The 14,571-nt window shown below is 38.2% G+C and carries 14 protein-coding genes and 1 tRNA gene; 2 read left to right on the forward strand and 13 right to left on the reverse strand.

Annotated elements, in window-relative coordinates; translation table 11 throughout:
• The first annotated feature begins 4 nt into the window (after positions 1-4).
• Together A3I7_RS0100375 and A3I7_RS0100380 are read left to right on the forward strand one after the other, a co-directional pair.
• Positions 5-373 (forward strand): hypothetical protein, encoded by a 369-nt coding sequence (locus A3I7_RS0100375; protein ID WP_018374803.1) that lies wholly within the window; start codon positions 5-7, stop codon positions 371-373.
• Positions 360-659, forward strand: a complete 300-nt coding sequence (locus A3I7_RS0100380; RefSeq protein WP_018374804.1) for a DUF5960 family protein — start codon at positions 360-362, stop codon at positions 657-659. The genes A3I7_RS0100375 and A3I7_RS0100380 overlap by 14 nt, the downstream gene beginning before the upstream one ends.
• 117 nt (positions 660-776) lie before the next feature.
• Here the strand turns inward: A3I7_RS0100380 and msr(D) are convergent, their stop codons facing one another.
• From msr(D) to A3I7_RS0100445, 13 genes are all read right to left on the reverse strand, one after another.
• Positions 777-2,240 carry an ABC-F type ribosomal protection protein Msr(D) gene (gene msr(D), locus A3I7_RS0100385; RefSeq protein WP_018374805.1) on the reverse strand — a complete coding sequence of 488 codons (1,464 nt, stop codon included), beginning with the start codon at positions 2,238-2,240 and terminating at the stop codon, positions 777-779.
• A 119-nt stretch (positions 2,241-2,359) separates the two neighbouring features.
• A complete protein-coding gene (gene mef(A) / locus A3I7_RS0100390) occupies positions 2,360-3,577 on the reverse strand; it encodes a macrolide efflux MFS transporter Mef(A) (RefSeq protein WP_018374806.1) in 1,218 nt (405 codons plus the stop codon).
• Between the two features lie 385 nt (positions 3,578-3,962).
• Positions 3,963-4,133, reverse strand: a complete 171-nt coding sequence (locus A3I7_RS0100395) for a hypothetical protein (RefSeq protein ID WP_014638243.1) — start codon at positions 4,131-4,133, stop codon at positions 3,963-3,965.
• A 390-nt stretch (positions 4,134-4,523) separates the two neighbouring features.
• Positions 4,524-5,879 (reverse strand): 23S rRNA (uracil(1939)-C(5))-methyltransferase RlmD, encoded by a 1,356-nt coding sequence (gene rlmD, locus A3I7_RS0100400; protein ID WP_018374807.1) that lies wholly within the window; start codon positions 5,877-5,879, stop codon positions 4,524-4,526.
• Positions 5,880-5,958: 79 nt separating this feature from the next.
• Positions 5,959-7,395: an LCP family protein gene (locus A3I7_RS0100405; RefSeq protein ID WP_018374808.1), complete on the reverse strand. Its 1,437-nt coding sequence runs from the start codon at positions 7,393-7,395 to the stop codon at positions 5,959-5,961.
• A 66-nt stretch (positions 7,396-7,461) separates the two neighbouring features.
• Entirely contained in the window at positions 7,462-8,289 is an 828-nt protein-coding gene (gene pheA, locus A3I7_RS0100410; RefSeq protein WP_018374809.1) for a prephenate dehydratase, read from the reverse strand.
• On the reverse strand, positions 8,280-8,771 hold the full coding sequence (locus A3I7_RS0100415; RefSeq protein WP_018374810.1) for a shikimate kinase: 492 nt from the start codon (positions 8,769-8,771) through the stop codon (positions 8,280-8,282). The genes pheA and A3I7_RS0100415 overlap by 10 nt, the downstream gene beginning before the upstream one ends.
• Positions 8,764-10,050: a 3-phosphoshikimate 1-carboxyvinyltransferase gene (gene aroA / locus A3I7_RS0100420; protein ID WP_018374811.1), complete on the reverse strand. Its 1,287-nt coding sequence runs from the start codon at positions 10,048-10,050 to the stop codon at positions 8,764-8,766. The genes A3I7_RS0100415 and aroA overlap by 8 nt, the downstream gene beginning before the upstream one ends.
• Before the next feature lie 842 nt (positions 10,051-10,892).
• Positions 10,893-10,964: transfer RNA gene (locus tag A3I7_RS0100425), tRNA-Arg, on the reverse strand.
• Between the two features lie 77 nt (positions 10,965-11,041).
• Positions 11,042-11,743 carry a hydrolase gene (locus tag A3I7_RS0100430; RefSeq protein ID WP_018374813.1) on the reverse strand — a complete coding sequence of 234 codons (702 nt, stop codon included), beginning with the start codon at positions 11,741-11,743 and terminating at the stop codon, positions 11,042-11,044.
• Between the two features lie 653 nt (positions 11,744-12,396).
• Positions 12,397-12,744 (reverse strand): 50S ribosomal protein L19, encoded by a 348-nt coding sequence (gene rplS / locus A3I7_RS0100435; RefSeq protein WP_018374814.1) that lies wholly within the window; start codon positions 12,742-12,744, stop codon positions 12,397-12,399.
• A 129-nt stretch (positions 12,745-12,873) separates the two neighbouring features.
• Entirely contained in the window at positions 12,874-14,100 is a 1,227-nt protein-coding gene (locus A3I7_RS0100440) for a voltage-gated chloride channel family protein (RefSeq protein ID WP_018374815.1), read from the reverse strand.
• Entirely contained in the window at positions 14,090-14,374 is a 285-nt protein-coding gene (locus tag A3I7_RS0100445) for a chorismate mutase (RefSeq protein ID WP_018374816.1), read from the reverse strand. The genes A3I7_RS0100440 and A3I7_RS0100445 overlap by 11 nt, the downstream gene beginning before the upstream one ends.
• Between the last annotated feature and the right edge of the window lie 197 nt (positions 14,375-14,571).

Consider the following 14,571-nt stretch of genomic DNA (forward strand, 5'->3'; position numbering starts at 1 on the left):
TGAAATGATTGACCGTTCATACTTACCATTTCAGTCAGCAAGAGAGTACCAGGATACAAAGATGCAAAAATGGATGGGATTTTTCCTATCTGAGCATACATCTGCTCTTTCTGATGATGCTAACAAAGTAACGTACATGTCAGATTTGTCACTAGAGAAGAAATTATTACTCCTCAGTCAAGTATACGCTAGCCAACTAAACACGCGCATTCAAGTGATTGAAAAAAACAAGCGTGTTTCCTACACTGGAACAATACCAAGTCTGACCAAAGATTTCATTTTGATAAAAACTCCAACTGGTCACATCAATCTGAAATTGAAAGATATTATTTGTATTGAACTTGTTGAGGAGGTGCTTTATGAATCAGCTTGAATTTCAGCGTAATCACCTGCAAATGGACTATTACAGCGAGAGCTACCAAGATTTTGAACGTGACTTTTATCGCTACTCCAATATGAATATTCCATTGACCTTCCTGACCGATGATATCCTCAAAACAATGGCAACTTCTCATAAGAATTACTTTGTCCTCAATAAGGAAAAGACTAGAGATAACCGTGATCACTTCTTCATTTTCGACGTAAGCACCGTAGATGAGAATCCACTAATCTATCATTATACATATAAGAAAACTACAACATATTTAGCAGAAAAATAGGAGCAGTTCAATTGACTGTTCCTATTTTTAATCTTCATAAAATCTCAAGTCTTTATACTCTTTAACAATGGAGTCGCCAGCCAGAACAGACTATACTGACCAGCGACTACCTAAAATTTAATGTTTCAGCTTAATTTTCTTATCTCTAATTTCATAAACTACATCAGCTACATTTTCGAGTAATCGTTTATCGTGGGTGATAAACACGATAGTTCCGGTGTACTCCTTCATTAGTATTTCCAAAGCCTCTAAACTTGGTATGTCAAGGAAGTTACTGGGTTCATCCATTATTAGGATGTTATATCTACCCATGAGCATTTTAGCAAGCAACAATTTTATAATTTCTCCACCGCTTAAAACAGATAAGCTTTTTCCAATATCGTTCTGTTTGAACCCTATAGATGCTAGCACAGAACGAATTTCTGATATATTGTAATCACAATCCGTCTGCATAAACTCCATAACATTCTGATTACTGTTGTACTTGTAACCATTCTGTGCAAAGTAACCTATTTTTGCCTTAGGTGAAATAGAAATTCCTTCTTCATGGTTTAAGATCATTTGGATTAAAGTTGTTTTTCCGGTTCCATTACCACCAGTTAACGCCACTTTTGCTCCTAGCGGAATTTGAAAAGATGCATTTTCAAACAGTGCCTTATCCCCAAATACTTTATTAATTTCCACACCGACTATAGGGTATGGATTATGGAGCTCCAATGCATTACTTTGCCTGAAACGAATTCTGCGAATGCCTTCCGGAGCTTCTACTTTTCCTAATGCCGCAATCCTGTTCTCTAGGGATTTAGCGGCATTATACATCTTTTTTTCCTTACTTCCTATTGATTTTTGATGAGCTAAACGCCCTCCGCCTTCAGTACTTTTTTTCTTTGAAGAACCTTTTGCCTTCTGTTCTATTTTACGAGCCTGTTTCCGCTTTTCCTCCGCAGCCCTTTCCAATCGAGCACGTTCCGCAATAAATTGTTCGTATTCTGCAGCTTGACTCTTACGTTCTTCCTGTTTCTGACGAAGATAATCAGAATAGTTTCCCCAATACTCAGTGATTTTGCCATCTTTCAGTTCCCATATTTTATCTACTATTTCATCAAGAAAATAGCGGTCATGGCTAATAACTAACAGTGCACCTGTAAAATATTTTAGCTGTCCTATTAGAAAATCAATTCCTTCACGGTCTAAATGGCTCGTAGGTTCATCCGCTAAAATACCATGAACCTGTGCCGATAAGGCCTGTGCTATTTTAAGCCTTGTTTCTTCACCACCGCTCATGGTCTGTATATTTAATTGCTCAACACCTAGCTTGCCTACAAGTGCAAAACCTTTTTCCTCCTGCAGAGTTACTTCGTCCAACTGGGGAATATAGGCAAGTTCACCCAGATGATTCATTTTACATCCTGGGGGAATTAATTCTCCTAAAAGTACCTTGAATAAAGTGCTTTTTCCTGCACCATTTGCTCCTACTAAACCAATACGGTCATAATCATATACTTCTAATTCATTTATATCTAAAACATCGTGTCCTTTGAATTCCACACGAATGTCTTTTGCTTTTAATATTAATTCCATAACATTTCCTCCTGTCTATAATCGCATGCTTTCATTTGCTTGTACGCAGGAAAAACCCTGCGATTTTAGCAGGAAGAATTACATGAAAATAAGATACATAAATATCCCTCCAATATTGTTTATTTTAAATCTAATTTTCTAATCTCATTTATCATTGGGCAAACTATTGCAATGCAAATAATTAAAATACCTGATAGTAAAAACCAATGATTTACACCGATTCTATCAGCAAAGAGTGCAGAAAGAATTAATCCAATTGGCATAGCAAGAGACATGATACTTCCAGTTAAAGAAAATACACGTCCTAAATATTCAGGCTTAATTTTCTCCTGAAAAAGAGCTGTTTGCACACCGCTGTAAAACGGAACAGAAAGCCCCATTATTGCACAGCAGACTACAAAAATGAAAAATCCACTTTGGGGAAGTAATCCTGAAATGGTTAAGCTTATCCCCATCATAAAAATGGATGCCGTTATTAATAAGATTCGCTTTTGGTAATTCCCAAATAACCCTAATAATAGACCCCCTATCAACATTCCAGATGCAAAGGAAATTTCCGTAATAGAAATATGCACAGGTGTTCCATTAAAGTAATCCATGCTAATTAAAGGGAATAGTGCATTAATTGGCATATAAACAAACATATATAATGTTCCAACGAGTAATAAAGCAAATAATCCTTTATTTTGCCGTAGTACAGCCATTCCTTCTTTCATTTCTCTTATGAAATTTGGGTCCAAACTTTGCACGCGATCACCCAGCTTAGGAATACGTACAATTGCTACCGTAATAGATGCAATCACAGCACCCAATACATCGATGGCAATAATAGCATTTAGTTCCCAAACGGAGTATAAGAGTGCTGCAACCGCCGGACTAACAATATAGCTTATAGACTGCAAAGACTGACTATAGCCTGCACATTTCGTAAGCTGTTCTTCTGGTACTAAAAGTGGCGTAACCGCATTGAGAGCCGGGGTGTGAAAAGCTGTTCCAATGCTACGGATAAACAATACTATCATAACCATCCAGACAGGTAGCTCCATATAGAATGCAACAATAGTAAGCACCGAACCAGCTGCTGCGATAATTAAATCAGCACCAATCATTATCTTCTTCCTATCATGACGATCCACTAGCACACCAATTGCAGGTCCAAAGACCGCATAGGGTAAAAAACCTAATAGTGAAGCCATAGACAAGACCATCGCGGATCCAGTTTTTTCTGTAAGGTAAAAAATAATCGCCATTTGCAAGATGGCACTAGTGATTAATGATACTGCTTGCCCTGCCCATATTGTATAAAACTTAAGTTTCCAATTGTTGTATTTTTCCATTTATATTATCTCCTGCATATTATTTTGCTTGAATTTCTATTTTGAATAGCATTCTAGGCAATAAAAAATGCAGGCCAAACCCCACAATGTGGCTTTTGGTCTGCATACATACAATTTGGAAACATTCATATTAAAGACATAGTTAAATAAAGGTATAGTTAAATAACCAATATCCTCACCGTAACTAATGAATGCTCAATATCGTATAAATAAGCACAACAAAAAAGCCTATCATCGGGTATAGATTCTGCTTTTTTTATTGCCAGCTTATCTTAAACGCATTGAGGCTGTCATAGTTTCGGTTCCTCCTACATCTTTGTTTATATCAATTTATAGTATAACACAACAAGATGATATGTTCAATATAAAAGTTATGGAATGAGTCTCATACTTCCAATTCGATGCCAGATTTAAAGGATATGACGAAGTGTTCTTCATAGACTGTAACGCTCTGGATTATCTTCCTTAGTAGCAAGCGATTAGCTTTCACAAAATCTTCTGTTTGTAGTTTAAAAAATTCATCAGGATTTTCTAACTCAACCTCAAAATATTTCATTTTACATTCCCTCATTTCATTTATTGATAAATTGAGTTTACAAAAAAGAGTGGACAATTTTTGTCTACTCTTAACCTTTAAAATAGTTTTTTTTAATCGATTTGAAGTTGCCTAAATTATTACTTATTCGGTAAAATGAAGTATAGCTTTCAACAGATTTCCTTCAACTACACTTCACTTGATTAAAACAAGGTGGGTACGTTTCTATTCCCACAAACTCCTTGTCAATGGAAACAAACACGTACCCACAGGGTAAATGGAAATAAAAACTAATAATTTCTAGCTATCACTTCTACTCATTCCAAAAATTTCCTCACTCTGATACTTCCCCCCATACGACAAAAAGCCTTGCAATCAAGGCTTTTCATTATCCCTTTCGTTCAAAGGTTTCTAGGCTCTTACGAGCAGAACAACACACTCGATGTGATGCGTCTGCGGAAACAAATCCACTGGCTGCACTTTTTGCAATTTATAGCCCAATTCTTCGTAACGTTTGATGTCACGCGCCATGGTAGCTGGATTGCAGGAGATGTAGGTGATTTTTCTTGGTGACATGTCTGCGCTTGCTTTGATGAAACTTTCGGTCAAACCTTTACGTGGCGGATCAACTAGAATAACATCAGGCTTGATGCCCTGTCTGTTCCATTGTGCCATAGCGTTCTCAGCCGAATCAGCGACATAATGCGCATTGGTAATACCGTTTAGCGCAGCATTTCTTTTGGCATCTTCCACAGCTTCTTCAATTACTTCGACGCCGTAAACCTCTTTGACATTTTTAGCAAACGAAAGCCCAATCGTCCCGATACCTGAGTAAGCATCAATAACCACATCATCCTCTGATAAATCTGAAAAATCGATAGCCGTTTGATAAAGCTTTTCAGCCATTTCAGTGTTAACTTGATAAAATGAACGAGCCGAAATCTCATATTGATTGCCCAGCATACTATCAACAATTGTATCTTTACCATAAAGAGTTCTAAAATCATCGCCAAAGATAGCATTGGTGTTTTTATCGTTAATGTTTTGAACGATTGATTTTACTTCTGGAAATTCAATAATAAGCTCTGCTATCAACTGTTCAATCCGAAAGACTTTTGGACGTGTCGTGACAAGAACCAACATCATCTCACCTGAGTAGTACCCACGACGAACAACGATATTACGAATCAAGCCTGTCTGTTCTTTCTCATCGTAAGGCTTGAGGTCAAAGCGACGCAGCAAATCCCGCGTGAAATTAATCAGTCTATCTATCTCCTTGTTTTGAATGTAATAATCTTCAATAGGCATTAATTCATGGGAGTTTTTTCGGAAAAAACCAGTTTCTAACTGTCCCTTGATACGACGAACAGGCACTTGAGCTTTGTTGCGGTAGGCGTAGGGAATAGTCATACCTATCGTCTCCAAGACTTCAACATCAGAAATTCCTGCAGTCTTGTAAAGGTTATCCCTAACTTGCTTAGTCTTATATTTAAGTTGTTCGCTATAGGCCAAGTGACCAAAATCAGCAATACCAGTACGTAAATAAGCTGTATCAACCGCATCATTACGAAAGACAGACTTAGTTAGATAATTTTCAACCCTACCAAAACCAATATTCTTTTTAATTTTTAGCACACGCATTTGTATAATTTCTGTTGGCAAGGCATTTTCAACAAAAAAAACAAGCCCGTCAACTTTGGCAATACCTGCACCATCATGACTAAGGTCAGAAACCTCAACTTCTACGATATCGTTCTTTTGTAACATGTTTTCCTCTTTCTCTTACGAAGCTCTGCTATTTTCAAAATGAAAAAAGAGAGATTGTCATCTCCCTATTATATCATATTTACCGTAAGCCAAGGTCAGCTAATTGTCCTTGATATTTTTCAAAATCGATCAAGATTCCTAAACCACCGTACATATCATACTCATCCACCCAATCTCCTTGTGATGGAACGGTTATGTGCTCGATACCTTTACCACCAATCATCGTTGATAGTCCTTCCTTAAGAAGAAGAGGATAGGAAATGTTGGTTGAGGTCAATGCATAAATTTTTCCAATGGCTGCTGAACCGGTAAAGAGTTTAGTCGGATCTTTAACCTGACTAATGAGTGCTGAAATTACTTGCTGTTGGCGTTCTGTACGACCGAAATCAGCAGAATCATCACTTCTGAAACGAGCATAGTTTAAAAGTGTTTGACCATTCATCCGTTGTTTGCCCACCTTGATCGTTTGATAGGCAGTAGACTGATCTCCAAACCCAATATCGTTTGGCACTTCAACAGAACTTACTTCTTCCCCATTAATCGTATGAAATTTAGCATTAATCTCGACACCATTTGGGAAAAGTGTGTCAACTGCTTCAGCAAAGGTCTCAAAATCAACCATAACATAATATTTTATATCAAGATCAAAATTATTCTTCAAGGTCTGCCGCATCAATTCAGCTCCTTGATTATTATCTTGTTCACCGATATTAAATGCTACATTAAGTTTTTGATCGTAAGAATCTCCGTAACTAACATTTGGAATATTAACTAAAGTATCACGCATAAAACTAACTAGCTTAATCTTACCATCCTTATTGCCGATGTTCATAACCATGATAGTATCTGTACGAGCATCAGATGACCCTTGAGTGATCCGCTGATCACTCCCCAAAATTAGAATATTAGTACCATCTGCTGTATCAACACCATTAAATTCCTCTGTAACTGCAGGCGAATAATTAGTTTTTCCGCTAGAGACATCTGACATTCCTTTATAAAACATGTAAATCATGCCTGCAAAAACAAGTAAAAGTAAAATAGCCAATAGTTGAAAGAAACGTTTAATTCTCCCTTTTTTTCGCTTTTTTTTCGGTCTTTTCACCTTTTTAGGAGCGGGTGAGGTTGAGACTTCATCAGGTATTCTTTCTGGATAGGGAGGGACTTCCTGATAAGAATTAAGGTTTTCAGATTTCAACTTTGATTGATGTCGTGTAGATCGTCTAGATCTAGAATCCTCTGTTGGGAAAATGGGCAACCCTTGTTCTGTAAACTTACTAGGCAGGTTGGTGGTTGGCTCTTCAACATCTATTTCCATGGTTTGGTCATACACAGACTGTAAATATGTGGATGAATTATCTTGTTGAACTCTGGTGTGATTCGATTGTTTTAACTCCGATTTTTGACGCAAGTAGTCAAATTCTTGCTTCTCATATTCATTCAAAAAACGCAAATTAGAGAGCAGATAGCGATAACGGAGCTGTTCGTGATGGTTTAAATTACTATTGTTTGACATATCTCATTCCAAATCATTCTTTATTTTCTCATACGTACTTTTCTTTGGTGGAGGATACGGTGAACCTTATGATATTTTATAAACGTTATATTGTCCTAAAATTTTATAGCTAATACCTATAGCCTGCAACTCTTCAAGTGCAAAAGAAACTAGTTTTTCATTATGATTATCAAAATCAATAATAAAAAAGTATTCGCCAAGGACTGTTTTCAACGGACGACTCTCAATTTTAGTCAAATCAATCCCTCGCCAAGCAAAAACCGAGAGGGCTTTATAGAGGGCTCCAGGAAGATTATCCGGAAGAGTAAACGCCAGCGAAATAGTTTTTGCAATCTTGGGCAGATTAATATTGACACGACAGTGACCAATAACCCAAAAACGTGTGTAATTGTCCTCTATTTCGTGAATGTCCTGCGCAACGATTTCCAAACCATACTCATCAGCTGCCGCATGTGGTGCAATCGCAGCAAAATTATCATTAGGGTGAGCCGCTACCAAGCGAGCTGCATAGGCAGTGCTGGGTGTTGCTTCAATTATAACATTTGGATAATTTTCTGTCACATATTTTTTGCCCTGAGCAATCGCTTGTGGATGCGAAAAAATCTTTTCAATTTTTTTATCCTTTGCCGTTGCCATCAGTTGCTGTTTGATAGGCTGTATGATTTCCGCAACAGCTGTAATATTGGTGCTATGAAAAAGGTAATCTGATGTTTCATGAACGGGTCCTTCAATGGAATTTTCGATGGGAACAATGGCAAGATCCACCTGACCTTCTTCATAAGCCTTGATAACTTCTGATATTGTTGGCAAAGAAACCAAATCCTCATTTGGGAATGTTTCCAAGGCCACATTATGCGTAAACGAGCCGCTTGGCCCCAAATAAGCTACATACATTGAATTAACCTTGCTATTTCTTCTGGTGTTCGATTGTCAGTGTTAATAATGACATCTGCCAAACCGTCATACAAATCCATACGACCTTGATAAATCTTTTGGAAATCTTCCTTGGAATTATTCAAAAAGAGGGGACGTTTGGAAAGTTTATCTTGAAGGATACGCTCATAAAGGACATCAAAGGAAGCCGTCAACAAGACATTGTATTTTCTGTTTTGACGGAGCAAGTCCCGATTTTTTGGAGAAATAACTACACCACCGCCCGTCGAGATAACTACGTCTCCTTGAAGAGATAAAAGTTCTTCTAAAACCTCTGATTCAATCTGACGAAAGGCCGCTTCACCTTCTTTGGCAAAGAAGTCAGCAATTGGCATACCAATCCGTTCCTCAATTATCGTGTCCATGTCCAATAACCGACCGCTAAGATAGTGAGCCACGGTAGTTTTTCCCACCCCCATGAAACCAAGTAAAATTTTAGCCATTCTGAATAAGTCCTTTCAAATCTTCAAAAAAGCTTGGATAGCTGGTGTTGATGGCTTCTGCACGTTGCAGACTAACCTGGCCCTCTTTGACCAAAAGAGCTGCTATAGCTGCCATCATGCCGATGCGATGATCTCCAAAAGTGTTAATTTCAGCACCATGAAGTGGTGTTTTTCCGTGAATAATCATACCATCCTCAGTTGGCGTAATATTAGCTCCCATACTATTCAAAGCATCTGCAACAACCTGAATACGATCCGTTTCCTTTACTTTCAGTTCCTCAGCATCACGGATAATGGTCGTTCCATTGGCTTGGGTGGCAAGTAGAGCAATCACAGGCAACTCATCAATCAAACGTGGAATAATATCGCCACCAATTTCTATGCCTTGCAAGTCAGAACTTTCCACTGTAATTGTTGCGGATTTGGCCAATTCATCAATCTGAGAAAGCTTGATGTTTCCACCCATTGCCTTAATGACATCTAAAATTCCTGTTCGGGTTTCATTGATTCCAACATTTTCAAGAACAATTTTTGAATCAGGAACAATCAAACCAGCCACTAACCAAAAGGCGGCGCTAGAAATATCTCCTGGTACAACAACATCCTGTCCCTGAAATTCTTGACCACCAGAAATGCGAATTTCTTTACCATCAACAGAAATGTCACCACCAAATTGGAGAATCATATCCTCTGTATGGTTGCGAGTTTTTTCTTTTTCAATAATTAGTGACTCCCCCTCTGCCTGCAAAGCAGCAAAAATCAGAGCGGATTTTACCTGAGCAGATGCCACAGGCAATTGATAGTGGATTGGAGTAAGATGCTTACTACCATGCATTTTTAATGGGGGCAAGTCATGTTCTGTCTGTCCTGAAACCTCTACGCCCATCTGGCGCAAGGGAATAGTAACACGATCCATTGGGCGCTTAGAGAGACTGTCATCTCCAAACATCTCAACGTCAAAGTCCTGACCAGCTAAAACACCTGAAATCAATCGGATTGAGGTCCCAGAATTTCCCATGTTTAATTTATTTTGCGGAGCTTTAAGACCATTAAAACCAACGCCGTGTATCGTCACCACGTCACCATCATCCTCAATGGTAACCCCTAAGTCACGAAAGACTTGCATGGTTGACAAAACATCCTCCCCACGCAAAATATCACGAACTCTCGTCACGCCTTTAGCAAGACTTCCAAACATAATTGAGCGATGACTGATGGACTTATCCCCAGGCACACGTAGTTTTCCATTTAACTTAGCCACATTCGATACTAACTTCATACAGACCCCTGACATCTCATATTTTCTTTCCATTCTACCATAAAATAACTGAAAATTTAAGCAATTTTTCCAACAAACTGCATTTCAAAGACAGACCGAGAAAAAGGGAGGATTTTAGTATTTCAATACTATTCTCCTTCACAATTATTTTTGCCTTTCTTTGGCATAAAAGATTCCGTTTACAGCAATGTTATTCTGGATCTCTCTGAAATTAAGGGAATTCATTGCTTTTATTTTACAATACGCAACATTCTTGAATGGCACATAATAAACGAGATGGGCAATTTTAATTGCAACTTATACTCAAGGCAATCAGACTAGCTCCCCAAAATCTGGAGAAAAGTTTTAAACTGTTGGAAATGAAGAGAACTTCATTAAAACCGATCAGCAGCTTCTGACTTTGTTTTTGCAAAATAATAAACATCCGCCTAAATCTTAACTCATAATCAAAAATCGAGTAGAGGTTAACCTCTACCCCCTCTCACACCATCGTGCATGCCGTTCAGCACATGGCGGTTCAACTAAACTGCAGCGGAACCTCTTCATGTTCCACATCTACCTATATAAAATTCCATTCTGCCTGTGCTGTCCTATATTTATGAACAGCCCCTTTCGACATTCGTTCCGCGAGTACCGTCATTTCAGACCAGGTGATAGGGCAGACAAAATCAATTAGATAAGTAATCATTTAATCCGCTACCTCGCGATAGTCAGGCTCGGGAGTCGCTACTGGGTTCACTGGTAGCAAGTGTCCTTGGAGAACTTTCACCCCAGATGTACGACATGCCCGTCGTACTAAAAAACAAAAGAACCCCTGTTTTAGGCTCTTTTGCTTTTAACTATGTCCCCTGCCGGAATCGAACCAGCAACTACTCCTTAGGAGGGAGTTGTTATATCCATTGAACTAAGGGGACCGTAACTTCTTTATTTTACCTTAGTCTTGATGACAATGCAACTGCTTTTTTAAAAAAGGTAAAATTGAAGTGTACTACTATACCTCTTTGTTGCTCATTTCTTCTTTAGCTAGCTTACGATATTTCTTCATCTTTGATTTGAACAACTCGCCATTTGTTGGCGGTGTAATCGTAATGGCATTCGCACCCACTTCAATAGCTTCACGGATGGTTTCTTCGGTTGGCCCACCCGTTGCCATAATTGGAAAATCAGGAAAATCCTGACGAATCTTTTTAATGATTTGACTTGTTTGTTCACCACCGCTAATATTTAGAATATCCACACCTGCCTCAATTCGAGAGACGATATCAGTAAATTCGGACACAACGGTATAAATGATGGGAATATCAATCATCTGGTTGATTTTTTGAATAGTTTTGACATCTGTGGGGGCATTGACAACGACAGCAAAAGCCCCTTCAGACTCAGCAAATAAGCTCATATTAGCCGATCGATCTCCAGTTGTCAGACCACCACCAACACCAACTAAGACGGGAACTGAAGCCACCAGCATAATACTCTTTAAAATGGTTGGAGCAGGGGTGAAGGGGTACACCGCCAAGACTGCGTCAGCATTATTATTTGCAATGATAGAAACATCCGTTGAAAAGAGAATGGATTTTATGCGACGACCATAAATGCGTATGCCAGAGCAAGATTTGATGATTTCAGGCATTTCGACAATTTCTTGACGTAGGTCTGAAAAGACATGAGGAATTTTTTTCTTAGATTCAGTCATAGGTACTCCTTTGCTAAGGATTATTTTTTCACATTCTTTAGAAATCAAAACTCAGATATTATTACTTTGATTGATGGCCTCAGTTCTATCTACATTAGCATCGCCCAGTTTGCCTTTGATATCATTGAGAATCACATATATACAGAGAAAAGTTTATTTCTTGCAAAAAAGTCATCAAGTAATTGAAAAGTGGTAAAAACATGCAAAACATTTCTGATTTTTATCTAGTTCCAATCCAAACAAGGTGCTTTGATTAGAGAAAAGGCAGTCTCATTTTACCACACTTCAAACACATTGCAACTCTTTTTAACAATTTAGCGACTAGATTATTACATTTGGTGTTTTAGTTTTTGTTTGGTAAGTATTAGATGTTTTACTACACTGGAAATAACTTAAAAACTCCACTCAAAAAAGAAATAGAATATGCTATTTAATACTCTTTGAAAATCAAATTCAGACATTGTTGTCCTGATTTGATGAACTTCAGTTCAATCTACATCTACGTCGTCTAGTCTAATTTTAATTTTCATTGAGTATGAATATAAAACCAAATATCTCTATAAGCCAGATGGGAACTATTAATAAAGTGAAAAATATTAAAAAGCCCTAAAGTTAGGGCTTTCTACGCAAGTAACCAGCAAATCTGGTTCATCTTAACGACGGATTTCTTTGATACGGGCAGCTTTACCTTGCAATGCACGCAAATAGTAAAGTTTAGCACGACGAACTTTACCGTAACGAACAACTTCAATCTTGTCAACACGTGGAGTGTGGATTGGGAAAGTACGTTCTACTCCGATACCACCAGAGATTTTACGGACAGTGTACATTTCTGAGATTCCTTGACCCTTACGTGAAATAACAACACCTTCAAAGACCTGGATACGTTCGCGGTTACCTTCGACAACTTTTGCGTGAACGCGAACTGTGTCACCTGGGCGGAAAGATGGAATGTCAGTACGAAGTTGACCTTCAGTCAAGCTTTGGATTAATGGATTCATGTAATTTTCTCCTATCTTGCTAATCATAAAGTTCTTGTCCCAGCGGATTAGCCGTATTTTCGCGTGTCCATTACACACAAAACTTATTGTATCAGAATTTCAAAAGACTGTAAAGTCACAATCATTATTTTAATCAAATTTTAGTATTTTTTGAAGTCCATAAATAGACTGTCTACGATTAACGATATAAGCAAAACTTGATACGAGGAAAAAAGCAGGTAAATTAGCATAACCAAAAACCTCAGCACCAATAAGAATGGGCGCTAAAAAGGTATTGGTTGCGGAGCCAAAAACTGAGATATAGCCCGCTGCGGCAACCAATTCTACTGGCAAATGAAAGAAACCTGCTAACACAACGCCAAGTGAGGCACCAACAGAAAACAGAGGAGTTACTTCGCCACCCTGAAAACCTGCTGCCAAAGTTATAACAGTAAGGAGGAGTTTTAAAAACCAGTCATAGGCATAAATTTCTTGACCTCCAAAACTTGCTGAAATCAAATTAGTACCTAAGCCAGAGTATCGACCATAATGTAGAATAAGAAAGAATAAGCTTAGAACTAAACCAAATCCCAAAATACGGTAATAGGCATTTGGAATAAGCTCAGCCATCTTTGACTTAGTTATTGCCAAACTGTAGGCAAAAAGATTTCCCACTAGCCCAAAAATTAACCCCAGCACAATCAATTTAAAAAAAGCAACCCAATCAATATTCAGTGACGTTGAGAGCACATGACTAAATTTCTCAAGTCCTAGAGTATGCGAGATTGTACTAGCCGTAAAAGCAGCTATAATCGCAGGAACTAGGGCATCCAAAGCCAGATTCCCTAACAATAAAACTTCCAAGGCGAAGAGGACAGCTGCCATAGGTGTTTGAAATAGTCCAGCAAAACCAGCTGCCATCCCCGTGACAAGAAAGATGCGTGAATGATTTTTAAAAGTAAAAAATCTGCTAAACCAGTGTGAAATAGTAGCCCCTAACTGAACAGCGACCCCCTCACGTCCAGCGCTACCACCAAATAGATGTGTCAGCCAAGTTGTCACCATCACTAGTGGAACCAGACGCTTAGGAATAACCTCTTCATCACCATGCCCAACTTCAAAAATCAAACTCATGCCTTTACTGCTTTCACCGCCAAATTTTTGATAGAGAAAGACAATTAAAAGACCTACTAAAGCTAAAAAAGGGATGAGAATACCGACATGAGCCGTTCTAAAATCTGATAAAAATAGAAGTACACGTCCAAAAATAGCATCAACGGTCCCCACAAGAAGACCGATAATCAGTCCCATGACTCCCAAAATTAGCAAAGTTTTGTAAGAAAGTGAGTCAGCAGCTTTTAATGTTTTACTGTTCATTATCTTGTTCTCCAAGCTTTGAAGACTGATAATCTCTAGAATTCTTCATAATATCAGCAAACGTTGCCACAATCGTTTGTTCAAAATCCTTATTTCGAACACAAGTAGCAGCCTTTTTCAAAACTGCTACCTCACGACTGCTATCTAAAATAGCTTTCCCTGTTGCCTTCTTGTAATCCGTCACTTGAGTAACTAGCTGCATGCGTTTTTCCAACAAGACAACTAATTCACTGTCCACAGCGTCAATTTCTTGACGAATCTGCTCCAAATCCATTTATATTCACTCCTTTACATCTTCCTTTCCAGTATAGCAAAAAAAGACTAGACCAGCTAGTCTTTTTTCAAGCTCCGCCCTTTGTAAAAGGTGAGAGTGAAACGCTCTAGGAATAGAATAGACTGTCTCAGATTAACAGCTAGCAACTAAGATTTGTTTGAGAAATCAAATTTCTTCGATATCCACAATTTCTGATA

Source organism: Streptococcus orisratti DSM 15617 (assembly GCF_000380105.1).
GTDB classification, from domain to species: Bacteria; Bacillota; Bacilli; order Lactobacillales; family Streptococcaceae; genus Streptococcus; species Streptococcus orisratti.

What these genes read in the sequence shown, in the direction of transcription:
- A3I7_RS0100375 (WP_018374803.1), top strand. Translation starts at nt 5, where the DNA reads ATGATTGACCGTTCATACTTACCATTTCAGTCAGCAAGAGAGTACCAG.
- A3I7_RS0100380 (WP_018374804.1), top strand. Translation starts at nt 360, where the DNA reads ATGAATCAGCTTGAATTTCAGCGTAATCACCTGCAAATGGACTATTAC.
- A3I7_RS0100395 (WP_014638243.1), bottom strand. Translation starts at nt 4,133, where the DNA reads ATGAAATATTTTGAGGTTGAGTTAGAAAATCCTGATGAATTTTTTAAA.
- rlmD (WP_018374807.1), bottom strand. Translation starts at nt 5,879, where the DNA reads ATGTTACAAAAGAACGATATCGTAGAAGTTGAGGTTTCTGACCTTAGT.
- A3I7_RS0100405 (WP_018374808.1), bottom strand. Translation starts at nt 7,395, where the DNA reads ATGTCAAACAATAGTAATTTAAACCATCACGAACAGCTCCGTTATCGC.
- pheA (WP_018374809.1), bottom strand. Translation starts at nt 8,289, where the DNA reads ATGTATGTAGCTTATTTGGGGCCAAGCGGCTCGTTTACGCATAATGTG.
- A3I7_RS0100415 (WP_018374810.1), bottom strand. Translation starts at nt 8,771, where the DNA reads ATGGCTAAAATTTTACTTGGTTTCATGGGGGTGGGAAAAACTACCGTG.
- aroA (WP_018374811.1), bottom strand. Translation starts at nt 10,050, where the DNA reads ATGAAGTTAGTATCGAATGTGGCTAAGTTAAATGGAAAACTACGTGTG.
- A3I7_RS0100430 (WP_018374813.1), bottom strand. Translation starts at nt 11,743, where the DNA reads ATGACTGAATCTAAGAAAAAAATTCCTCATGTCTTTTCAGACCTACGT.
- rplS (WP_018374814.1), bottom strand. Translation starts at nt 12,744, where the DNA reads ATGAATCCATTAATCCAAAGCTTGACTGAAGGTCAACTTCGTACTGAC.
- A3I7_RS0100440 (WP_018374815.1), bottom strand. Translation starts at nt 14,100, where the DNA reads ATGAACAGTAAAACATTAAAAGCTGCTGACTCACTTTCTTACAAAACT.
- A3I7_RS0100445 (WP_018374816.1), bottom strand. Translation starts at nt 14,374, where the DNA reads ATGGATTTGGAGCAGATTCGTCAAGAAATTGACGCTGTGGACAGTGAA.